The sequence below is a fragment of the Mycobacterium sp. SMC-11 genome (genome assembly GCF_046250095.1).
Taxonomy (GTDB): Bacteria; Actinomycetota; Actinomycetes; order Mycobacteriales; family Mycobacteriaceae; genus Mycobacterium; species Mycobacterium heraklionense_A.
On record NZ_CP176430.1, the window covers coordinates 663141 to 684751 of the forward strand.

A 21611-nucleotide genomic window follows, 5' to 3' on the forward strand; every position below is an offset into this window, starting at 1 on the left:
CGAGAGGCATGCACCCGGTGTTCCGATTAATGAGGCGGTTCTGGATTCCGCTACTGCTGGTGGTTGTCGTGGCACTGGGCGGGTATGCCATATCCCGGATTCGCGCATCTCTGGGCCACCAAGGCCCAAATCTGGCGGAGGGTTCCGCAATCACCGAGAACTTCAATCCGAAGCACATCACCTACGAGATCACCGGGACCGGTGGGACCGCGAACCTCAACTACCTCGACGAGAATGGGCAACCGAATCTCATCGAAAACGCGTCGTTGCCCTGGTCGTTCACGATCGTGACGACGTTGCCGTCGATGTCGGCCAACATCATGGCGCAGGGCGATCGCAACACCCGCGACCTTCGATGCCGGGTGACCGTCGACGACGAAGTGCGCGACGAGCGGGCCAGCGACGACACCATCAAACCGTTCATCTACTGCTTGGTGAAATCCGTATGAGCGAGCCGCAGGCCCACCGCCCCTTCTTAGGCCGGATGGTCCGGGTCTTCTCGCTGCCGATCATCTTGTTCTGGGTGCTTCTGGTGATCGTCCTGGGGGCGGTGATCCCGTCACTGGGCGAGGTCGCGGCCACCCGGTCGGTCCCGATCAGCCCTACCGGTGCGCCGTCGTACGCGGCAATGCTCAATATCGGCAAGGTATTTCAGCAGTACGATTCGGACTCCACGGCGATGGTCGTGCTCGAGAGCGATGAGCCGGTCGGCGAGGCCGCGCACGCGTTCTACGACCAGATCGTCGCCAAACTCGAGGCCGATCACGAGCACGTGCAGAACGTTCAGGACTTCTGGAGCGATCCGCTGACCGCCGCGGGTTCACAGAGTGTGGACGGCAAGTCCGCCTACGTGCAGATCTTCCTCAATGGCTCGCAGGGCACCACCGAAAGCCACGAATCGGTGGCGGCGGTGCGCGACATCGTCGCGTCGGTCACCCCGCCGCCGGGCATCAAGGCCCATGTCGCGGGCAACACGGTCCTCAATGCCGACACCAGTGTCGCCGGCCACCAAAGCATGCATCGGCTGGAGTTCGTGTCGGTCGCCATCATCATCGTGATGCTGCTCGCCATCTACCGCTCGGTGGTGACGATGCTGATCTCCATGGTCGCCATCGGCCTGGGACTGTTTGCCGCCATGAGCGTTACGGCCGCCGCCGGCAATATGAACATCGTCGGCCTGACCCCGTATGCGGTGAGCATGGTGACGATGTTGTCCATTGCCGCGATCACGGATTATCTGATCTTTCTCCTCGGCCGATATCACGAAGAGCGAGCGAAGGGCCTCGATCCCGAAGAGGCGTTCTATGTTTCCTATAGCGGCGTCTCGCACGTCATCCTGGGTTCGGGGTTGACCATCGTCGGTGCCTTGATGTGCCTCAGCATGACCACGCTGCCTTACTTTCAGACCATGGGTCCGCCCTGCGCGATCGCGATCCTGGTCGTCATCGCCGCGTCACTGACACTGGCCCCGGCGATACTCACGGTCGCATCGAAGTTCGGGCTGCTCGACCCCAAACAGAAACTGTCGACGCGGAACTGGCGCAAGGTCGGAACCGTCACAGTCCGCTGGCCCGTCCCGGTCATCTTGATGAGCAGCGCGCTTGCCGTCGTGGGCTTCATCAGCTTGCTGACGTATGTGCCGCAGTACAACGACCAGAAGTTCACTCCCGCCGACATGCCGGCCAACCTGGCCATGGCGGTCGCGGACCGGCATTTCTCCCAGGCCCGGATGAACCCCGAACTGTTGATGCTCGAAACCGATCATGACCTGCGCACCCCCGCAGACATGCTGGTGATCGAGAAGGTCGCCAAGAGCGTCTTTCGCATGCGGGGCATCGATCGGGTGCAGACCATCACCCGCCCGCTGGGCGCACCGATCGAGCACAGCTCGATCCCCTTCCTGCTCGGTGCGCAGAACGCCGGCACCCTGCAGGCCGCGAAGTTCAACAACGATAACTCGGCTCAGATGCTCGAACAGGCCGACGAAATGAGCAAGACCGTCGCCAACATGGAACGCATGTACGACATCACCAAGCGCATGACCGAAGTCACGCACAGTATGGTCGCCAGGACTCACGACATGGCGGACACCACCGATCAATTGCGGGACCATATAGCCGATTTCGACGATTTCTTCCGAGTGTTCCGCAACTACTTCTACTGGGAACCGCACTGCTTCGACATCCCGATCTGCAACTCACTGCGATCGATCTTCGACACCATGGACGGCATCGACGAACTCGACGAACAGATCCAGAATCTCACCGTCGACATGGACCGTCTGGATAAGTTGCTGCCGCAGATGTTGCCGGTTCTGCAGAACACCATCGACTCGATGACCACGATGCGCGACTTCATGCTCGCGACCCACAGCACCATGGCCGGAACCCAGGCCCAGCAACAGGAATTGGCCAAAGGCGAGACGGAGATAGGCCTGTACTTCGATCAGGCCAAGAACGACGATTTCTTCTACATGCCGCCGGATGTGTTCGACAATCCAGACTTCAAGCGCGGCATCAAGATGTTCATGTCGCCCGATCACAAGTCGGTCCGGATGATCATCACCCACCAGGGCGACCCGGCCTCGGTGGAGGGCATCGCACATGTCCGGGACCTCAAAGACGTTGTCGCCGACGCGCTCAAGGGCACCCCGCTGGCCAGCGCGAAGGTCTCGCTCGCCGGTACCGCATCGCTGTACGCCGACATGCAGGACGGTGTCGTCATCGACCTGATGATTGTGCTTATCGCGTCGCTGATCCTGATCTTCGCGATCATGCTGATCATCACCCGCAGCGTGGTGGCCGCCCTGGTGATCGTCGGCACCGTGGCGGCATCCTTGGGTATCGCCTGCGGATTGTCGGTCCTGCTCTGGCAGGACATCCTGGGCCTGGGCGTGCAGTGGATCGTGATCCCGTTGTCGATGGTGATCCTGCTGGCAGTGGGTTCGGACTACAACCTCCTGGTGGTCTCGCGCCTGCGGGAAGAGATAGCCGCCGGGCTCAACACCGGCATCATCCGAGGTGTGGGGGCGACTGGGCGTGTCGTGACCGCGGCGGGTTTGGTGTTCGCCTTCACCATGATGGCGATGATCGTCAGTGACCTGCGCGTGGTCGGACAGCTCGGTACGACTATCGGTATCGGCCTGATCATCGACACGTTGATCGTCCGGGCGTTCATGACACCGTCGATCGCTGCGGCGCTGGGTCGCTGGTTCTGGTGGCCGCTCAACACTTTTGAGATCACCAGGCGAGGCCGCAGCGGACCCGAACCGCAGCCGGCCGAAGACAACACCGCGCCCATTCCGCAACCCACGTCGTAGGTGTCAGCGATGGCAGACACCGAATCGAAGTTGCGCAGGCGCACCGATGGGCGACTCGACCGGTCGCGTGACCCCGCGATCCTCGATGCCGCCTTGGCCGCCTTGGCCGAGCACGGCTACGACGACACCAACATGAACGACATCGCGGCGCGAGCCGGTGTCGGCAAGGCCGCCATCTACCGCCGCTGGTCGTCGAAGGCCGCGCTGATCGCCGATGCGCTGGTGTACTGGCGGCCCGACCTGATGGACAACGACGTCGCCGACACCGGCAGCCTTGCCGGCGATTTCGACGCGTTGGTGGGACGGATGGCGCGCACCGACGACGCGCTGATCCCCAACGACGTGGTGCTGCGGGTTGCGGTCGAGGCCGCCCATGATCCACACCTCGCCACGGCGCTCGACGACATGCTTCTGCTCAAGGGCAGACGGGTGGTGACCACCATCTTGCAGCGGGCCGCCGACCGTGGCGAGGTGGCACCCGGCCGTGACTGGTCGCTGATCGCCGATGTGCTGGCCGGAGTGGGTCTGATCCGAGTCATGAGCGGTCAGAGCTTCGACGCGAAGTTCGCCCGGCAGGTCATCGACACGCTGGTGCTGCCCGCCGTCCTGGCGGCGAGCGCCGATTAGTGATTCGCTCCAGGTCGCAAATACAATCGCTGGCGCAATGACCGAGATCTCCGCTGAAGCGGGCCGCCGCCGCACCTTCGCCGTGATCAGCCACCCAGACGCCGGCAAATCGACCTTGACCGAGGCCCTGGTGCTGCACGCCAAGGCCATCACCGAGGCCGGCGCCGTGCACGGCAAATCCGGCCGTCGTGCCACGGTCTCGGACTGGATGGAGATGGAAAAAGCCCGAGGCATCTCCATCACCTCGACGGCGCTGCAGTTCCCGTACCGCACCCCCAAGGGGCAGGACTGCGTCATCAACCTGCTCGACACTCCGGGTCACGCCGACTTCTCCGAAGACACCTACCGGGTGCTGACCGCCGTCGACTCCGCGGTCATGCTCATCGACGCCGCGAAAGGCCTTGAGCCGCAGACCCTCAAGCTGTTCCAGGTGTGTCGCCATCGTCGGATCCCGATCATCACGGTGATCAACAAGTGGGACCGGCCCGGCCGGCACGCCCTGGAACTGATGGACGAGATCCACACCCGCATCGGGCTGCGCCCCACCCCGCTGACCTGGCCGGTCGGCATCGCCGGAGAATTCGACGGGGTGCTCGATCGCCGGTCGGGAAACTTCATTCGGTTCACCCGTACCGCCGGCGGCGCCACCGCGGCACCCGAGGAGCACATCGCCGCGGCCGACGCGCATGCCGCTGCCGGCGATGACTGGGATACCGCGGTCGAAGAGTGCGAGCTGCTGAGCGCCGACGGATCCGACTTCGACCGCGAGGCGTTCCTGGACTGCACGGCGACACCGGTGCTGTTCACCTCGGCGGCATTGAACTTCGGCGTGAATCAGCTGCTCGACGTGCTCACCGAGTTGGCGCCGGCGCCCGGCGGGGCGCTCGACGTCGACGGCGGCCGGCGCGCCACCGACGCACCGTTCAGTGCCTTCGTGTTCAAGGTGCAGGCCGGAATGGACTCCGCGCACCGCGATCGCATCGCTTTCGCGCGGGTGTACTCGGGCACCTTCGAACGTGGCGACGTGCTCACCCACGCCGCGAGCGGCAAGCCGTTTGTCACCAAGTACGCCCAGTCGGTGTTCGGCCAGCAGCGCTCCACCTTGGACACCGCGTGGCCCGGCGATGTGATCGGGCTGGCCAACGCCGCCGCGCTGCGCCCCGGCGACACGTTGTATTGCGATGTGCCCGTGCAGTACCCGCCGATCCCGAGCTTCTCGCCCGAGCACTTCTCGGTGGCGCGCAACGTCGATCCCAGCAAGCACAAGCAGTTCCGCCGCGGCATCGAGCAGTTGGATCAAGAGGGCGTGGTGCAGGTGCTGGTCTCGGATCGCCGTGGTGAGCAGGCGCCGGTGCTTGCCGCGGTCGGCCCGATGCAGTTCGAAGTGGCCGCACACCGCATGGCCAGCGAGATGGGCGCGCCGATCACGCTGGAGCCGCTGCCGTATCAGGTCGCCCGGATCGTGGACGCCGACGACGTCGACTTCGTGAACAAACAGTCGCTGGCGGAAGTTTTGACCCGCACCGACGGGGTGCACCTGGTGTTGTTCTCCAACGCATGGCGGCTGCAGGGTTTCCAGCGCGACAACCCCGATGTGAAGCTGCGGTCCTTGGTGGCCGCCGAGGGCTAGCTCGGCCGTTAGGTGCGCAGCCGCACCATGCGCGTCGTCGAACTCTCATCGAGCTCCACCAGGTCCGAGTAGGACCGCAGGAAATCACTGAATGACTTGTACCCCAGGGCTTTCTCGCTGAACGACGGGTCCATTCGCTTCATCTGTGCTTTGACCGACGAGTTGTGCAACCACTCGACGTCGTCTTTTTCCAGGCCGATCTTCAGGGCGCGGATGAGCAGCCCGGTGGCGGTGTCCTGGGGATCCGGTTGTGGTTCCTCGGGCTCCTCTTTGGCCTGGCGGGTGCGGCGCTTCGGTTCGGCATCTGCGTCGGCGGTGACCGGCGCGGGCTCGAACACCGGCACGCCGGGCAGCGCGTCGTAGCTGACGAAATCGTCGCAGGCCGCGGCCAGGGCGCGACTGGTCGAGCCGGCCACGCCGATGCCGACGACATAGCGGCCCAACCGTTTACAGCGCTGGGCCAGCGGGATGTAGTCGGAGTCGCCGGCCACGATCACCACGTGGGTCAGATCCGGCAGCCGGAACATGTCCTCGACCGCGTCGACCGCCAAGCGGATGTCGGCGCCGTTCTTGCCGTAGGCCGCGGCCGGGAACAACTGCACCAGATCGACCGCTCGCCCCACCAGCTGCGCGCGGTAGCCGGTGTTGACCTCCGCCGACCAGTCGGCGTAGGCGCGGGTGAGTACCAGCGTCCCGAACGACGAGGCGAAATCGATGATCGCCCCGACGTCGACGGTCGCCCGGGCGAGGCGTTCGGGATGCTTGGACAGGCCCTTGGACTTGTCCTTCTGAAACGAACTGCGCCCGTTGACCTGGTCATAGCGCGAGATCACGATGTTGTCGAAGTCCAGGTAGACCGCGACCCGGGTATCGCCGGATTCCGTCATGGTCCCAGTGTGGCGCACCACCGGCCCCATCCATAACGCCTCGGCGGGCAAGGGTCCACATGGTCCGGGCCGGCGAGGCGCCTAACCGGCCCGGTACCAACGCGGAATCAGCTCCGGGTCCGGCAGCGGGTACTGCCCGAAGAACCCGTGCGGATCCCCGCGCAACACCTGGGCGTTCTGCACGTCGGCGCGCTGCCGGATTTCGCGCAGCCGGTTCAGCTCGGCGGCGCGGTGCGCGGCGTAGCTGCGTATCAGCCGCCGCGTGACAACCACCAGCAGGGCGACCACGGCACCGGCGAGAATGAGCCAGCGCAGCCACCACAGCAGCGCGATGAACAGCAGAATGGCCAAGCCCGTTCCGGTGCTGCCCGACTGCTTGCGATTCCCCATGGTCGCGACGGTAATCCGGGGGTACGACAGCCCGGGGGCTACTAGCGACCCGGGGAGGTGGTCGGCAGACCGAGGGCTCCGGCGGCCTCGAGCAAACGTTGGTCGTAGGCGACAAACGCGGTCAACCTGGCGCCGAACACTGCGTGACCGGTCGCCAGATGGATTGCGTCCAGGGATCGCAGCGTCGGGTCGGGGTACGCCGCAGCGGCGGTCCGAACCACCTCATCCACCTCGTAGCGGGAGATCCGGGATACCAGTGCGGGGATGTCGGGCAGGCGGGCGGGATCCATCCGCCTAATGGCGCGGGGCAGTTCGACCTCGATCAACATTGACGACACCCACGGCGCGGACTCCTGTGCGGTGAGCCAATCGGCGAGCGCGTCGGTCTCCGGCTCACGCCGGATGAGCTTCACCAGCGCCGACGTGTCCAGATACAACATCAGTAGCGCTCGTCATCCCGCATCTCGCGGAGCACTTCTCCGGCCTCATGATCGGTACGAATCGGACCCGAGGGACGAGGCACCGGCCCGCTGACTGTCGCGGGATGAAGTCGCCCGGCCTTGACCATCTCGGCTAACGGATCCTCCTTGGCCGGGACCAGGCGAGCGATCACCGCGCCCCGCTCGGTGATCTCAAGTTGTTCGCCCCGTTTGACGCGCGCGAGCACGCCGGCGGTGTTCTGATTCAGCTCGCGTACCGGCACCTCGGCCATAGAAAAATGGTACTACGAATTTGTAGTACAACGCGGTCACGCTTCCCGCAGCCGCAACGCCAACCCGGACGCCCGCACCACCCGGCGGCCCAGCGCCGCCCGCACCGAAGCTTCCGACCCCACCACACGCACCTTCGACTTGGCCCGGGTCACCGCGGTGTAGAACAGCTCCCTGGTCAACAGCCGCGACTCGACCGGCGGCATCAGCACGGTGACCTCGCCGGCCTGGCTGCCCTGGCTCTTGTGGATCGTCATCGCATACATGGTCTCGACCTCGGCGAGCCGGCTGGTGGCGAACTCCAGCGGCCCCGACGCCGTCGAGATCACCGCGCGCAGCCCCTCGTTGCGAACCACCACCGCCCCGGTATCGCCGTTGCGCATCCCGAGCCCGTAGTCATTGGCGGTCACCAGCAACGGTCGCCCCGCATACCACTCGGTCCACATCGGATCACCGGTCTGCTCGGCCACCAGGCGGCGGATCTGCTGATTCCAGTGCCGCACCCCGTGCAGGCCCTCCCGGTGCGCACACAGCAACCGGTGCTCGTCCAGCGTGGCCGCCGCTGCCGTGGCATCACCGAGCAGCGCCGCCTGGCGCACCGCCAGCGCGTGGGGAACCACCAGAGCCGCCAACCGCTCGGCCACGTCGCCCGCGTGGTCGGTGTCGATCCACTCCACGTGCTCGCCGCCGGCGGCCAGCAGCGCGATCGCCTGATCGGCGTCGCCGTCGCGGATCGCCACCGCCAGCGCGCCGATCGACTCGCCGAACCGGTGCGAGGTCCGCAGCGTCGCCACCCGGGTGTCCGGCCGCGCCGCCAGCCCGTCGACCAGATCGGCCAGCACCGCACCGGCTTCCACCGACGCCAGCTGGTCGGCGTCGCCCACCAGAATCAGCCGGGCATCCGGCCGCATCGCCTCCAACAGCCGGGCCATCAGCGTCAGCGACACCATCGACGTCTCGTCGACGACGATCACCTCGTGCGGCAGCCGGTTGGCCCGGTCGTGGCGGAACCGCACCGAACTGTCCGGCCGCGAACCCAGCAGCGTGTGCAGCGTGGTGGCACCCAGCCCGGCCAGCCGCGCCTGGTCCACCGGCTCCAGTTCGGCCACCTCCGCGGCGACCGCCTCGGTCAGCCGGGCCGCGGCCTTACCGGTCGGGGCGGCCAACGCGATCCGCAGCCCTGGCGTCCCCAACCGTTCGGCGTGCTCGGCCAACAGCGCCAACAGCCGCGCCACCGTGGTCGTCTTGCCGGTGCCCGGCCCGCCGGTGAGCACCGTAACCGGCTGCGACAGCGCGATTTCGGCGGCCGCACGCTGCTCATCGAACTGGCCGGGCGGAAAAAGTCGCTCAAAGGCGGGCAGCTCCGCCGGTATCGTCCCCGGCGCCGACAGCGCCAGCAGGTCGGCGCAGACCTGTTCCTCCTCGCGCCAATATCGGTCGAGGTAGAGCAGCGCGCCAGAAGGGATGTCGTAGAGCCGCAGCACCCGGGCCTGCACCAGTTGGCTGTCTCGCACCGCGGCCAACCACGCCCCCGGCTCCGGCCAGGGCACCTGGGCGTCGTCGGTATCGGCGGCCACCGACGACAGATCCAGACACACCGACCCGTGCCGCAGCGCCCGCACGGTCAGCGCCAGCGCCAAGCCCACCGTCCCATCGGGTTCACCGCCCAACGCCGTGATGCGTTGGGCGGCATGCACATCGGCGGCATCCAGCACGCCGGCCCGATTGAACTCCCGCAACAGCCCGGTGGCGCCGGAGGCCACTCGCCACTCCAACAACTCGCTCATGCCGCCCGCCTTGCATGCAACAGGTCCGACAACGCCACCACCAGTGCCGTCGGCGGCCGCCAGTCGAACACCCCGGCGCGATGCCCGTCGATGACCGGGGTGTCCGGCCCGCACATCCCACGCACGAACAGATACAGCACCCCGCCCAGATGCTGCTCGGGGTCGTAGCCGGGTAGCCGCCATCGCAGGAACCGGTGCAGCACCGCGGTATACAACAGCGCCTGCAGCGGATAATCCGAATGCAGCATCGCGGCGGTGAGCCGATCGAAGCCGTAGTCGGCGGCGGTGTCACCGAGCCGGTTGGTCTTGTAGTCGACCACCAGAAAGCGCTGCTCGGGCACCCGCAGCACCACATCGATCGACCCGGACAGATATCCGCGCAGCGGCTGGCCACCCAGTGCCTCGGTGGCCAGCCGGTCGGCATACGGGGCGAACGGATCGTCGGCGGACAAATGCTCGCGCAACAGTGTCCCGACTTCGGCCAGCCGCACGTCCGGTGCCATGCCCCGAACATCGCCGCCGGCCAACGGGATCTCGAAGTCCAGCTCCCGCAACCGGTCCCGGGTGCCGATGCCGCGCAGGGTCAGCCCGTTTGCCAGCGGCCCCAGCGGGGTGTCGTGCATGGGCACCAGCGCCGCGGCCAGCGCGGCAGGCTCGGCGTCGACCGACCACCAGGCGGCGTGCACGCGTACCTGGGCTTCCAACTCGGCCACCAAGTCGGCCGCGAACGGATCGGCGGTCTCCAACACCGCGTGCACCAGCGAACCGAACGCCGCCCCCGCGGGCAGCTCGGCCATCGGCGAGACCAGATCCGCGCCGACCGGCGGCGCCGCCACCGCCACCGGGATGTCGTCGGCCTCGTCGTCGCGGGCGGTCAGCTCCGGTTCGCTGTGCACCCCCGACGCCCCGTCTGCCACCCCCTCAGAGGCATGCCGGATCAGCCCGGAATACGACGTGCGCCGCCAGCCGGTGTCGATGTGCCGGTGGAAGTGCCGTGCTTCTAAGTCATCCGGAGGCTGTGCCGGGGCGACCGGGGCCAACGGGGTGATCACCGACTCCTCGATGACCAGACCGCCGGCGGCCTCCCACTCCCGAAAGCAACTCAGGGCTTCGTCATCGGACGGCTTGGGCTCGCAGCGATCCGGCACCGGCGCCTCGCCACGGCACCGGCCCCGCAGCAGCCGGGACAGACCGCCATTGGGTTCGTCGTAGGACGCCGACCACCACGCCACCACCTGCGACTGCGCGCGGGTCAACGCCACATAGGCCAGCCGAATGTCGTTGCGGGCAGCCTCGGCCAGGCTCAGCCGCTGCACGTCGGTGTGATCGGGGCTGTCCGGGCCGCCCACGTGCCGGCAGCGGACACCGGCTTCGTGGTAGAGCGGGATGGCCTCGTCGAACATGTGCCGGTTGAACGCGAACGGCAGGTACACGATCGGGAACTGCAAACCCTTGGAACCCCACACCGTCAGAATCTGCACGGCGGCGGCGTCGGAATCCAGTCGACGATTGTGCTGCCCGCCACCGTTTCCTTCCGTGCACTGGCGACGCAACCAATCCCGCAACGCCGGCAGGCCCAGCCGATCCCGGTGCGCGGCCTCATGCAGCAGCTGCGCCACATGCGCCAGATCGGTCATGGTGCGTTCCCCGCCGTACTCGCCGAGCAGCCGGCGCTTCAACCCGGCCAGCTGCGCCGCCTCGAACACCGCCGCAGGCCCGTGCAACCGCAGCTCATCGGACCAGTCCCGCAACGTCGACGCCACCTGGTCGGTCAACGCGTCACCACCGTCGGCCAGTGCGGCGGCGGTATGGCCGAAGAACACCGTCGCCGCGGCGGCCCGCACCAGCCCAGCGCGATGGGTTGCTTCGAACGCCTCCAGCAGACACAACCAGTCGGCGGCCGCGGCCGAGGAGAACACGTCGGCGTCGCCGGTGAACACGGCGGGAATCCCGGCCCGCAGCAAGGCTTCTTGGCAGGCGGCCGCGTCCTTGCTGTTCTCGACGATCACCGCCACGTCGCCGGGGCTGATCGTCCGGCCGTCGAAAGTCGCGCCGCTGGCCCACAAGGCGGCGACGTCGGCGGCCAGATCATCGGGGATGTGACGTCGCAGCTTGGGCATCGGGACGACACGATCGGCGCTGACGCCGAAGGTCGCGCGGCCGACCACCCGCAGCCGGAACGGCGCGGTGCTGGGCGCACCGGCCAGTCGGGTTCCGCCGACCGCGGCCTCGACCTCGTGGACCACGATCTGCGGATCGCCCAGCGCCGCACCGCCCATCACGGTCTGCAGCGCGTCGACCAGCGCCGCGTCGCTGCGCCAGTTCACCGCCAGGGTGCGCTGCTGCCCCGCGGTGCGGGCCGCCTGCAGATAGGTGTAGATGTCGCCGCCGCGGAACCCGTAGATCGCCTGCTTGGGATCGCCGATCAGCACCACCGCCGAATGCCCGACGAAGCCGCGTTCGATCACCTGCCACTGGATCGGGTCCGTGTCTTGAAACTCGTCGACCATCACGATCGGCCAGCGTTGCCGCATCCGTTTGCGGGCCGGGGAATTCTCGGGTTCCAAGGCACCCGCCAGCCGGCGCAGCAGGTCGTCGTACCCCAACACGCCGAGCTGGCGTTTGCGCAGCTCCAATTCGGTGCAGACCGCGTCGACGAAGCGCAACCGCACCTCGGCCACGGTGTCGGGTTCGGGATCCTGCGGGCGCAGTTGGGCATACGGGTCGGAGACCACCACCCGCGCCAGTTTCAGCGCGTCGGCATAGCTCAGGGCCACCTCGTCGCGCTGCGTGCCGAACTTCGCCAGGTACAGGTCGTCGACCACTTGGATCACCAGGTCGTCAAGGCTTTCCACCAACTCGACGCCGGCGCTGGTGTCACCGGCGATGCCCAGTGACTTCAGCACCAGATGACAGAACTGGTGGGTGGTGGCGATAGTCGCGGCGTCGAAGCCGGCCAACGCATCACGCAGTCGGCGCCGGCGCAACTCCCGCTCGTCGGCGCTGCCGCTGCACAGATGCGCGACAAGATCATTGGGTTCCTGCGTGTCGGTGCCGTCGAGGGCGGCCAATGTCTCCACCAGTTGGCGGCGCACCCGGTCCCGCAGCTCCCGGGTGGCTGCGCGGCTGAACGTGATCAGCAGCATCTCGTCCAGCGTGGCGTGGCCCTCGGCCAGATAGCGCGTCACCAGACCGGCCAGCGTGAACGTCTTACCGGTGCCGGCGCTGGCCTCCAGGACGGTGGTGGTGCCGCGGGCCGGCAGCGGGCCGAGCAGATCGAAGCGTTCCATCAGCGCACCCGCCGTTCCGCGCGCAGCAGCGGCAGCCACAGTCGGGCCGCCAGCGCGCCCAGTCGGGTGTCCTCGCCGTCGGTCTCCTCACCCGGGCGCGGCGGTCCCTGCAGCACGTCGAACGGCGCGCGTGGTCCCCAGACCCGGACGCTCGCGGGTTCGGCGTCCTCACCGGGATAGCGCTGGGTGGCCCACTTGCTGCTGGCATACCAGACCGGGTCGCGACCGGCGTGCCGCTTCTCGGCCCACGCAAACGACGTCTTGATCGGCAGCGGCAGCGGTTCGCAGCGCCCGATGTCATAGAGCCACAACAGCTCCCGCAACGTTTCGACCGGGTTGGGTGGCGGCCCGAACACCCGCTGCAGGGCGCGTTCCCCGCCTCGGTCGCGGCCGATGCAGCGCGCGGTCCACTCGATGTCGGGACGCTGGGCGGCCAGCGCCACCAGCGGGATCCAGGCCTGCAACAAGTGGGTGTCCCGCAGCTTGGAGTAGTTGACCGCCACCGTGGTCGCGTCGAACACCGGGGTGACCGTGCCGGTCAGCCGGCGCCCACCCCCGAGATCCAGATCGATGTCGTAGGTCGCCGGAGCACCTCGGCGATGCTCGAGCGCCGCGGCTGCCAATTGCACCACCCGGTCCCGGATCTGTTTGGCGGCGCGCCAGCCCAGTTGCCCAGGCGGCAGGCTGCCGCGCCGCCACTCGGCCGCGATGGCATTGGCGGAGTCGGTGCCCAGCAGCATGTCGTGCAGCATTCGGTTGCCCACCGCCCACTCGCCCAGCGCGTCGATCTCGACGGGCATACCGTCGTCGACCTCGTCGACCTCCCACGGCAGCGTGTAATTCAGCGCACTGAAAAAGCCTTTGACCGGATCCTTGAAGAACCTCAGCAGGTCCACGAGCGCGACGTCTCCCGGCGGCGGTGCAGGCAGCGGCTCGGCGATGAACTCCCGCGCGGCACGCCGGGTTCCGGCGGCGGTTCTGGCGGCCAGCGGCACGGTCGGGTCGAAGGTGAACGGCACATCGGGGATCAGCCGGCCCGGTTCGACGTTCTTGACGTCGAACGGCTGCAGCGGATGCTCCACAACCAGGTGCTGCCGCACCGGTTCGGGCGTGGTCTGATCCAGGGCGTCGATCAACTCGGCCAACGGGACGGCGGGCGGGCGGGCGTGGCCGCTGTGTTCGTCGGCACCGGTATAGGTGATTACCAGCTTGTCGGTGGCGGCGGTGATCGCATCCAGCAGCAATTGCCGGTCCTCAGAACGGATATCACGTTCCCCGGTCATCGGGCGCCGGGCCAGCACGTCGTCGCCGTCGGGCAGGTCCAGCCGGGGGAACACCCCGTCGTCCACCCCCAGCAGGCACACCACCCGGTGTGGCACCGACCGCATCGGCACCATGGTGCACACCGTCAGCGTTCCGGTGCGGAAGTTGGCCCGGGTCGGGCGCCCGGCCAGATGCCCGGCCATCAGCACGCGCACATCGGGCAGCCGCAGTGCGGTGTCGCTGCGGGCCGCGGCATCGTCGAGCACCTGCGCCAACTCCCGCTGCAGATGCGCGCTCTGCCAGGCATCAGTGCCGGCATCGGCCAACTCGGCGACCCCGTCGCGCAGCGCGGTGATCCACTCCGCCAGCGGGCGCGTGCCGTCCAGCTTGTCGACCGCCGACTGCAACCGGGCGACGAACTCGGCCAGCTTCCCGGCCAGCTCCACCTGACTGCTGCCGACGTCGTCGAGGGGGAGCGCGGTGTCCAGCCAGGCCTGCGAATCATCGGACATCGCGACTCCGGTCAGGATGCGATCCAGGCCGAACCGCCAGGTGTTGTGCACGATGTGCGACAGGCCGTAGCGCTCGCGGGTGTGTGGGTCAAAGCCCCAGCGGATGTTGGCGGTCCGCACCCAGGTGGTGATCTGGGCCAGATCGTTGTCGGTGAAGCCGAACCTCGCCCGCACCGGATCGGTGTGGGCGAGGTTGAGCACGGCGGTGGCGGTAGCGCGGCTGCCGGCGATCTCCAGCAGTTCGGCCGCCACCGCCAGCAGCGGATTGGTCTGGGTCAACGCCCGGTCGGCGAGCTGCACCCGTAGCCGATGCGCGGGGTGGGTGTCGCCGGCCAGCTCGCCCAGACCGAAATCGGCGACGATCAACGGCGCATAGGTTTCGATGTCGGGGCACATCACCACGATGTCGCGCGGCTCCAGTGTCGGATCGTCGTGCAGCAGCCCCAGCAGGACTTCGCGCAAAACGTCGACTTGCCGGGCCGGGCTGTGGCAGCTGTGCACCTGCACCGAGCGGTCGGATACGGCGCGGTTGCGGCCCTCGGGGCGCAGCGCGTTGGCGCCCAGATCGGATTGCAGCCAACCCAGGAGCGTATCGGGATATGTTGCGGCACTGAGGTATTCATCGCTGGCGGGTGCCGCGGGCAGGCCGCGCTGCAACTCCCGCAGATCGCGGCCCAGGGTCTCCAGCAGCGGATGGTGTGCCAGGCGCCGGGTTTGGTCATCGGTACGCGGAACGGTGCCGTGCACGTCGCCGAGCGCGCGCCACAGCGCATCGGAGGGATGGGGCAACCACAGATGCAGGTCGTGATGGGCGGCCAGCGCGTCCAGCAACTCGATGTCGGTGCACGCCAAGCGGGTGTGGCCGAACAACGACAGCCGGGCCGGCAGCGTTTCGGTCGGCGCCCGGCGCAGCCGCTCGACCGTATCGCGGTGCCGAACGTGCGGGGGATCGATCCCGACGGCAGCCACCAGCGCCCGCCACAGCGGCGGCTGCCAACCCAAGTCGTCGTGCAACGATCCACCGGCACCGTCGGTGGTCACGCCGGCGCTCCAGTCGACGAGCAGCTGCGGGCGCTGCCGGGCGTACGAGGCGAACAATCCGGCCAGCCGGCGTGCCACCGCATAGCGGCGGCCGCGGCGCAGCTCACCTTCTCCGCTGGGGTCGTCGTGGCCCAAATGCTTTGCCAGCGTGGCGCACCAGGGCTCGTCCAGGCTCGCGTCGATCACCGCCAACAGCGGCCAGGTCATGGCATCCGGGGACCACGGATCGTCGTCGCCGGCGCCGGTGATCTCGGCGATCAGCGAGGTCGGGTTGCGAAACTCCACGCCGGCGCACACCCCGTCGCCTCCGGGACCGGCACCCAACACATGGGACAGGCGTTGGGACAGCCAGCGCTCCACCCCACGCGCCGGCACCAGCACCAACTCCTGGGCGAACGGGTCGGCCGGCGGCGCCGCCAACAGGGCACCGAGGCCGTCGGCGAGGACGTCGGTGCGCTCGGCGCGGTGCAGGTGCAGTGCCATCGCGGCCACCCTAAACCGCGGCCCCGACGCTCGGGCTGAACCATCGGCCGGTCGGGTTCGTGGTGCCTTACATGAGGATCTACACGCTGGTAATGGCCGCTGTCGCCGCACTGCTTATCGGGCTGGCCGCCCCACCGGCCGCCACCGCCGCCGACGACCGCCTGCAGTTCACCGCCACCACCATTGACGGGACCCCGTTCAACGGCGCCAGCCTGCAGGGCAAACCCGCGGTGCTGTGGTTCTGGAGACCGAGTTGCCCGTTCTGCAACGCCGAGGCGCCGTCGGTGAGCCAGGTCGCGGCCGCCAACCCCCGGGTGACCTTCATCGGGGTCGCGGGCCGCGCGGATGTCGCGTCGATGCAGGACTTCGCGGCCAAGTACCACCTGAACTTCACCAATCTCAACGACGCCGACGGCTCGATCTGGGCGCGATTCGGGGTGCCGTGGCAGCCCGCATACGTCTTCGAGCGCTCCGATGGCACCTCGACCTTCGTAAACAATCCGACGTCGGCGATGTCGCAACAGGAGTTGTCCGACCGCGTCGCGGCGCTGACGTAGGTGAACCAGAATCTGCCGGGACTGGCCTTCGCCGCAGGCTTGGTGGCAGCCCTGAATCCGTGTGGGTTCGCGCTGCTGCCCGCCTATCTGGCGTTGGTGGTGCGTGGTGAGCGGGCCGGCGGGTGGGCGGCGGTGGGTCGGGCGTTGGCGGCCACCGCCGCGATGACCCTGGGCTTTTTGGCGGTGTTCGGCGCCTTCGGGCTGCTTACCGTCACCGTGGCCACGCGGGTGGAGAGTTATCTGCCCTACGCCACGGTGGTGATCGGCATCGTGCTGGTGGCGCTTGGTGTTTGGCTGCTGGCGGGACGTCGGCTCGCGGTCACCCCGTTCGGCGGACGATGGGCTCCCACCGCCCGGATCGGGTCGATGCTCGGCTACGGGGTGGCCTACGCCTGCGCGTCGCTGGGCTGCACGATCGGCCCGTTTCTGGCGGTCACCGGGGCGGCCTTGCGTGGTGGCCACGACGCCGTGATCGCCTATCTGGCGTATGCGGCCGGGTTCGGTCTACTGGTCGGGGTGTTGGCGATCGCGGTGGCGCTGGCTCGCTCCGCACTGATCGACCGGATGCGCCGAATCACGCGCTACGCCAGCCGGATCAGCGGCGCGCTGCTGGTGGCCGTCGGACTCTACGTCGGCTACTACGGCTACCACGAAGTTCGCCTGTTCGAGAGCGGCGCCAGCGCCGACGATCCGGTACTGGCCGCCGCCGGCCGGTTGCAAGGCACGCTCGCGGGATGGGTGCACCAGTATGGGGCCTGGCCGTGGCTGGCGGTGATGGCGATCCTCCTGGTGGGAGCCTTGCTGCGGGCTCGCCGCCCCGGTCGTTGACACCCCGCCGGCCGGGCACCCTCGTAGGCTGGAAACCGTGAAAGCCGTCAGCTGCAGCAACAGTGAACTCGAGCTCGTCGACCTACCTACTCCGATCCCGGCCAGAGGCCAGCTCCTCATCGATGTGTTGCGGTGCGGCATTTGTGGATCTGATCTGCACGCCCGCCAGCACTGCGACGAGGTCGCCGATGTTATGGCCGTGACCGGATACGACGGTTTCATGCGCTCGAACCAGCAGGTGGTGCTCGGGCACGAAGTCTGCGGCGAAGTACTCGATCACGGTCCCCGCACCCGAAAGGCGCCGCGGCCCGGCACCCGGGTGGTCGCGATCCCACTGTTGCGGCGCGGCGAGGACGTCCATGCGGTCGGGTTGTCGGAATCGGCGCCCGGCGGCTACGCCGAGCAGATGCTCGTCGAGCAGTCGCTGGCCCTGCCGGTTCCCAACGGGCTGTCGGTGGACGCGGCCGCCCTCACCGAGCCGATGGCGGTCGCCTGGCATGCCGTGCGGCGCGGCGAGGTGCGCAAACGCGACGTGGCGATCGTGATCGGCTGCGGACCCATCGGCCTGGCGGTGGTGTGCATGCTCAAGGCGCGCGGCGTGCGCACGGTGATCGCCAGCGATTTCTCGCCCGGCCGGCGCGCGCTGGCCACCCGATGCGGCGCCGACATCGTCGTCGACCCGGCACAGGACTCGCCATATGCGGCGGCAGCGGGCCACGGCCACCTGGAGAAAGCGCCCGATGCGCTGGGCCTGGCGGTGGGCACCGTCGAAAAGCTGTACAAGGCGCGGTTGCCCTGGTGGCATGTCTGGCGGGCCGCCGAAGCCGTCGGCGCCGCCACCCCCAACCGCCCGGTGATCTTCGAGTGCGTCGGGGTGCCGGGTGTCATCGACGGCATCATCGCCGGCGCGCCACTGTTCTCCCGGGTGGTGGTGGTCGGGGTCTGTATGGGAACCGACGCGATCCGGCCGGCGATCGCAATCAACAAGGAAACCGATCTGCGGTTCGTATTGGGATACACGCCAATGGAATTCCGAGACACCCTGCACATGATCGCCGAGGGCAAGGTCGACGTCTCGCCGCTGATCACCGGCACCGTCGGACTGGGCGGGGTGGCGAACGCGTTCGACGCGCTGGCGGACCCGGCCCGGCACGCCAAGGTTCTGATCGATCCCAAAAGCCCGGTGCAGGAGGTCCAGGGGTGACCGCGGGCATCAAGCGCATCGCGATCAGCACCGGTGGTGGTGACGCGCCCGGCCTCAATGCCGTCATCTATGCCGCCACCCTGGCCGCTGGAAGGCGAGGCTGGGACGTGGTCGGGATCCGCGACGGCTACAACGGGCTGCTGCTGGGTGACGAATACCCCGATGGCGGACTGATCGAGCTGACCCGTAACCGGGTGCGCGGCATCATCCACCAGGGCGGCACCATCTTGGGCAGCACCAACCGCGGCAATCCAGTCGCGTACCCGGTGCAACAGCCCGACGGCAGCTGGAGTGAACAGGACCGCACCGACGAACTGCTCGAGCGCATCGCAGAGCACGAGATCGACGCGCTGATCACCATCGGCGGCGACGGCTCTCTGGCGATCGGCCACCACCTGCACCAGGCCGGGCTGCGGCTGGTCGGGGTGCCCAAGACCATCGACAACGATCTGGAGGGCACCGCGGCGACGTTCGGCTTCGACAGCGCGGTCGATTTCGCCTCGGAGTGCATCGATCGATTGTTTCCCACCGCGACCTCGCACAGCCGGATCATCGTGGTGGAGGTGATGGGCCGCTACGCCGGTTGGATCGCGCTGCACGCCGGGCTGGCGTCCGGGGTGCATGCCATCCTGCTTCCGGAGATCCCCTATCGGCTGGAGTCGGTGGCCGAGCTGATCAGCGAACGCGCGCAACGTGGTTCGACGTACTCCATTGTCTGCGTGGCCGAAGGTGCCAAGCCGGTGGGTGGCGAACTCACCGTGGCGGGCAAGGCGGTAGGCCAGGCCGAACGCCTGGGCGGTGTGGGCGCCAAGGTTGCCGCCGAACTGGAGGCGCTCACCGGGCGCGAGTCGCGTGCCGTCGTGCTCGGGCACCTGTTGCGTGGCGGTTCGCCGTCGTCGGTGGACCGGCTACTGGGGCTGCGGTTCGGCGCTGCGGCGGTGCGGGCCCTCGACGAGGGGCACAGCGGGGTGATGGTGGCGCTCAACCCGCCGACGGTGGATTACGTGCCGTTGGCCGAAGCCACCCGTCGACAGAAAACCGTTCCAGTGGACTGTGATTCGATCCAGACCGCCCGAGACCTGGGTATCAGGTTCGGTGACGAGAGCCTGCGCCATGACTGAGGCGTCACGCCATCGCGGCGACTACGGCATCGACGGATCGTTTCACCGGGTGCCGCTCCGCGGGCAGCTCGCCGCCCTGGTGATCGGGTGCGCCGCGCTGGCGATCTACGGCGTCTTCGCGGTGGCTCGCGGTCCGCTGTGGGCCGGCGCGGCGGCGTTGGTCCTCGACGCCGCCATCCTGGCCCAGGTCGGGCTGTATTGGCATGCGACGCGGGCCGGCAAGTTCAAGGTGTGGGACGACGTCCTCGACGGGCTGCGGCTGCGCGGCGACGAAACGGTACTGGACATGGGATGTGGTCGAGGCGCGGTGTTGTGCGCCGCGGCCAAGCGATTGCCTGACGGCCGGGCGATCGGAGTCGACCTGTGGCAGGCCGATCAGACCGACAACTCGGCGGATGCGACCCGGGCCAACGCCGCACTGGAAGGCGTCGCCGACCGGATCGAGGTGCGCACCGGCGACATGACCGAGCTGCCGCTGGCCGACGCCAGCGTCGATGTGGTGGTGTCCAACCTGGCGATCCACAACATCGGGTCCCGCGAGGGCCGCCGGCGTGCGCTGGCCGAGGCGGCCCGGGTGCTGCGGCCCGGAGGCCGGTTGGCCATCGCCGACCTGTGGGAGATCCGCCACCACGCCGCCCAACTGCGTGAAATGGGTTGGCGTGACGTGACATGGCGCAACCTGGGCTGGCGAATGTGGTACGGCGGGCCGTGGACGTCGACCCGGCTGGTTACCGCGACGAAGCCGGGCTGAGCGCCGGGGAGCCGCCGAGTGTGAAATCCACGACGCGACACGCCGCCGATGCGTCGTGTGGTTCCCACTCGGCGGGCGGGAGGCTCAGTACGCGACGGTAAACCCGTGCCGCAGCACCAGATCCGCGGTCACATCCGGGCGTTCCGCGAGCGGCCAGCACTCGACCGTGAATGCCCCGACGTCGAAGAACGCATAGTTGACCGAAGTCTCCGGGGTGGTGCGCGAGCGGTAGACGATCGCGTCCGGGCACTCGTCGGGCTCGGGCCACCAGCGCCGCAGGGCATCTGCCAGGTGTTGGCAGGTGGCCCACACCGCGTCGTGCTGGCCGGTGCTGATCTGGTCGTCGACGCCGAGCGCATCCAGGTTGCGCTCGGTGCGCAGATCGAGCACCCGCAGGTGCCGGGAGGAGGACAGGCGCACCAGGTGGTGGCGGGCGTGATCGCCGGGGATCATCAGTCCGGTCAACCGGTAGCGTTCCCGGAACGCGCCGACGAGATCGGTTGCCGCGTAACGGGTACGGAACCCACCCGACGGCGGATCGAAGCGAAAGCGCGGTTGGCCGAAACCGCCCCAGGTCCACTGGTCGGGATGCTCGGCATCGAGGCGCCACAGCTGTGAGCCGGCGGCGATCCGTCGGCGGCGCAGCCCGCTGGGCCGGGCATCGGGCAGGGGCGCCCGATAGCCGGCGGGCAGTTCAGGCACCGAGTGAGGTGAGCAGTCGCCGCGCGGCCGGCGCGGTCTCGCTGTGGCGCAGCGCCTCGGCGATCGAGACGCCGCCCAGTTCGTCATGCGTGAGCCGCATGATGCGGTCCGCAGCCAGCGGGTCGGTGGTGAACCGGCCCAGCTGCTCCAGGATGTCGGGCAGGTCGGGGCGCAGCCGGGCGTCGTCGAATTGCCAGGCCGGGAACCAGGTCTGGTTGCCCACGGCCGCGCCGATGAGCTTGCCGCGGCTGCGTAGCCGGTGCACCGCCTGCGGTGTGCCCAGCCGCAGGAGATCTTGGACCTTCGGGGTGGGCAGCGCCCCGGCGACGAAGTCATCGACGAGGGCTGCGCGGCGCTGGTCGTTGAGGGCGTGCGCGGCGATGCGCTCCAACGTCCCTTGAGGGGCGGTGGGCGCCTCCAGCAGCGCGTCGAGGACGAGGGCGAACCCGGCATCGGCGCGGGCGCGTTCGGCGACCTGACGGGCGATCGGGGCGACGGCGGTGGGCATG

Annotated in this window: 18 protein-coding genes; 9 read left to right on the forward strand and 9 right to left on the reverse strand. The window is 68.3% G+C overall.

The genetic code is table 11. The features are described from left to right. Positions 1-8: 8 nt before the first annotated feature. Genes ACKY0X_RS03140 through ACKY0X_RS03155 form a run of 4 tightly spaced genes read left to right on the forward strand, consistent with a single transcriptional unit; the run spans position 9 to position 5576 of the window. Positions 9-449, forward strand: coding sequence for an MmpS family transport accessory protein (locus ACKY0X_RS03140; protein WP_105294730.1), 441 nt, complete (start codon positions 9-11; stop codon positions 447-449). Next, positions 446-3319, forward strand: coding sequence for an RND family transporter (locus ACKY0X_RS03145; RefSeq protein ID WP_409428273.1), 2874 nt, complete (start codon positions 446-448; stop codon positions 3317-3319). Before ACKY0X_RS03140 ends, ACKY0X_RS03145 begins: the two co-directional genes overlap by 4 nt. A 9-nt stretch (positions 3320-3328) precedes the next feature. Beyond that, positions 3329-3946: a TetR/AcrR family transcriptional regulator gene (locus ACKY0X_RS03150; RefSeq protein WP_409428274.1), complete on the forward strand. Its 618-nt coding sequence runs from the start codon at positions 3329-3331 to the stop codon at positions 3944-3946. 37 nt (positions 3947-3983) lie between these two features. Continuing rightward, positions 3984-5576, forward strand: a complete 1593-nt coding sequence (locus tag ACKY0X_RS03155) for a peptide chain release factor 3 (protein WP_409428275.1) — start codon at positions 3984-3986, stop codon at positions 5574-5576. 8 nt (positions 5577-5584) lie between these two features. Here ACKY0X_RS03155 and ACKY0X_RS03160 read toward each other — a convergent pair whose 3' ends face one another. From ACKY0X_RS03160 to recC, 7 genes are all read right to left on the reverse strand, one after another. After that, on the reverse strand, positions 5585-6463 hold the full coding sequence (locus ACKY0X_RS03160; protein ID WP_409428276.1) for an NYN domain-containing protein: 879 nt from the start codon (positions 6461-6463) through the stop codon (positions 5585-5587). Positions 6464-6544: 81 nt separating this feature from the next. Next, positions 6545-6853, reverse strand: coding sequence for a hypothetical protein (locus ACKY0X_RS03165; protein ID WP_409428277.1), 309 nt, complete (start codon positions 6851-6853; stop codon positions 6545-6547). Positions 6854-6894: 41 nt separating this feature from the next. Further along, complete coding sequence (locus tag ACKY0X_RS03170) at positions 6895-7293, reverse strand: type II toxin-antitoxin system VapC family toxin (RefSeq protein WP_409428278.1); 399 nt, start codon at positions 7291-7293, stop codon at positions 6895-6897. Continuing rightward, positions 7293-7565, reverse strand: coding sequence for a type II toxin-antitoxin system Phd/YefM family antitoxin (locus ACKY0X_RS03175; RefSeq protein ID WP_409428279.1), 273 nt, complete (start codon positions 7563-7565; stop codon positions 7293-7295). Before ACKY0X_RS03175 ends, ACKY0X_RS03170 begins: the two co-directional genes overlap by 1 nt. Positions 7566-7601: 36 nt before the next feature. After that, the gene (gene recD / locus ACKY0X_RS03180) at positions 7602-9350 is read right to left on the reverse strand and encodes an exodeoxyribonuclease V subunit alpha (RefSeq protein WP_409428280.1); all 1749 of its coding nucleotides are present in this window, start codon (positions 9348-9350) and stop codon (positions 7602-7604) included. Further along, positions 9347-12640, reverse strand: coding sequence for an exodeoxyribonuclease V subunit beta (recB, locus tag ACKY0X_RS03185; protein ID WP_409428281.1), 3294 nt, complete (start codon positions 12638-12640; stop codon positions 9347-9349). The genes recD and recB overlap by 4 nt, the downstream gene beginning before the upstream one ends. Beyond that, complete coding sequence (recC, locus tag ACKY0X_RS03190; RefSeq protein ID WP_409428282.1) at positions 12640-15939, reverse strand: exodeoxyribonuclease V subunit gamma; 3300 nt, start codon at positions 15937-15939, stop codon at positions 12640-12642. Before recC ends, recB begins: the two co-directional genes overlap by 1 nt. A 71-nt stretch (positions 15940-16010) precedes the next feature. On the opposite strand from recC, the gene ACKY0X_RS03195 reads away from it, so the two are divergent. The 5 genes from ACKY0X_RS03195 to ACKY0X_RS03215 are packed head-to-tail and all read left to right on the forward strand — an operon-like array spanning position 16011 to position 20400. Next, a complete protein-coding gene (locus tag ACKY0X_RS03195) occupies positions 16011-16496 on the forward strand; it encodes a protein disulfide oxidoreductase (protein WP_409428283.1) in 486 nt (161 codons plus the stop codon). Further along, a complete protein-coding gene (locus ACKY0X_RS03200; protein ID WP_409428284.1) occupies positions 16497-17324 on the forward strand; it encodes a cytochrome c biogenesis CcdA family protein in 828 nt (275 codons plus the stop codon). It begins immediately after the preceding gene. Positions 17325-17361: 37 nt separating this feature from the next. Next, positions 17362-18528 carry a zinc-binding dehydrogenase gene (locus ACKY0X_RS03205; RefSeq protein ID WP_409428285.1) on the forward strand — a complete coding sequence of 389 codons (1167 nt, stop codon included), beginning with the start codon at positions 17362-17364 and terminating at the stop codon, positions 18526-18528. Further along, entirely contained in the window at positions 18525-19649 is a 1125-nt protein-coding gene (locus ACKY0X_RS03210) for a 6-phosphofructokinase (RefSeq protein ID WP_409428286.1), read from the forward strand. Before ACKY0X_RS03205 ends, ACKY0X_RS03210 begins: the two co-directional genes overlap by 4 nt. Beyond that, on the forward strand, positions 19642-20400 hold the full coding sequence (locus tag ACKY0X_RS03215) for a class I SAM-dependent methyltransferase (RefSeq protein ID WP_409428287.1): 759 nt from the start codon (positions 19642-19644) through the stop codon (positions 20398-20400). Before ACKY0X_RS03210 ends, ACKY0X_RS03215 begins: the two co-directional genes overlap by 8 nt. 84 nt (positions 20401-20484) lie before the next feature. On the opposite strand, the gene ACKY0X_RS03220 is transcribed toward ACKY0X_RS03215, so the two are convergent. Both ACKY0X_RS03220 and ACKY0X_RS03225 read right to left on the reverse strand, forming a co-directional pair. Further along, positions 20485-21102 (reverse strand): RES family NAD+ phosphorylase, encoded by a 618-nt coding sequence (locus ACKY0X_RS03220; RefSeq protein ID WP_409428288.1) that lies wholly within the window; start codon positions 21100-21102, stop codon positions 20485-20487. Further along, on the reverse strand, positions 21095-21610 hold the full coding sequence (locus ACKY0X_RS03225; protein WP_409428289.1) for a hypothetical protein: 516 nt from the start codon (positions 21608-21610) through the stop codon (positions 21095-21097). Before ACKY0X_RS03225 ends, ACKY0X_RS03220 begins: the two co-directional genes overlap by 8 nt. Between the last annotated feature and the right edge of the window lies 1 nt (position 21611).

Bases quoted from the DNA above. Each gene is read 5' to 3' on its own strand.
- ACKY0X_RS03140 (WP_105294730.1), top strand. From the start codon at position 9: ATGCACCCGGTGTTCCGATTAATGAGGCGGTTCTGGATTCCGCTACTG.
- ACKY0X_RS03145 (WP_409428273.1), top strand. From the start codon at position 446: ATGAGCGAGCCGCAGGCCCACCGCCCCTTCTTAGGCCGGATGGTCCGG.
- ACKY0X_RS03150 (WP_409428274.1), top strand. From the start codon at position 3,329: ATGGCAGACACCGAATCGAAGTTGCGCAGGCGCACCGATGGGCGACTC.
- ACKY0X_RS03155 (WP_409428275.1), top strand. From the start codon at position 3,984: ATGACCGAGATCTCCGCTGAAGCGGGCCGCCGCCGCACCTTCGCCGTG.
- ACKY0X_RS03160 (WP_409428276.1), bottom strand. From the start codon at position 6,463: ATGACGGAATCCGGCGATACCCGGGTCGCGGTCTACCTGGACTTCGAC.
- ACKY0X_RS03165 (WP_409428277.1), bottom strand. From the start codon at position 6,853: ATGGGGAATCGCAAGCAGTCGGGCAGCACCGGAACGGGCTTGGCCATT.
- ACKY0X_RS03170 (WP_409428278.1), bottom strand. From the start codon at position 7,293: ATGTTGTATCTGGACACGTCGGCGCTGGTGAAGCTCATCCGGCGTGAG.
- ACKY0X_RS03175 (WP_409428279.1), bottom strand. From the start codon at position 7,565: ATGGCCGAGGTGCCGGTACGCGAGCTGAATCAGAACACCGCCGGCGTG.
- recD (WP_409428280.1), bottom strand. From the start codon at position 9,350: ATGAGCGAGTTGTTGGAGTGGCGAGTGGCCTCCGGCGCCACCGGGCTG.
- recB (WP_409428281.1), bottom strand. From the start codon at position 12,640: ATGGAACGCTTCGATCTGCTCGGCCCGCTGCCGGCCCGCGGCACCACC.
- recC (WP_409428282.1), bottom strand. From the start codon at position 15,939: ATGGCACTGCACCTGCACCGCGCCGAGCGCACCGACGTCCTCGCCGAC.
- ACKY0X_RS03195 (WP_409428283.1), top strand. From the start codon at position 16,011: ATGAGGATCTACACGCTGGTAATGGCCGCTGTCGCCGCACTGCTTATC.
- ACKY0X_RS03215 (WP_409428287.1), top strand. From the start codon at position 19,642: ATGACTGAGGCGTCACGCCATCGCGGCGACTACGGCATCGACGGATCG.
- ACKY0X_RS03225 (WP_409428289.1), bottom strand. From the start codon at position 21,610: ATGCCCACCGCCGTCGCCCCGATCGCCCGTCAGGTCGCCGAACGCGCC.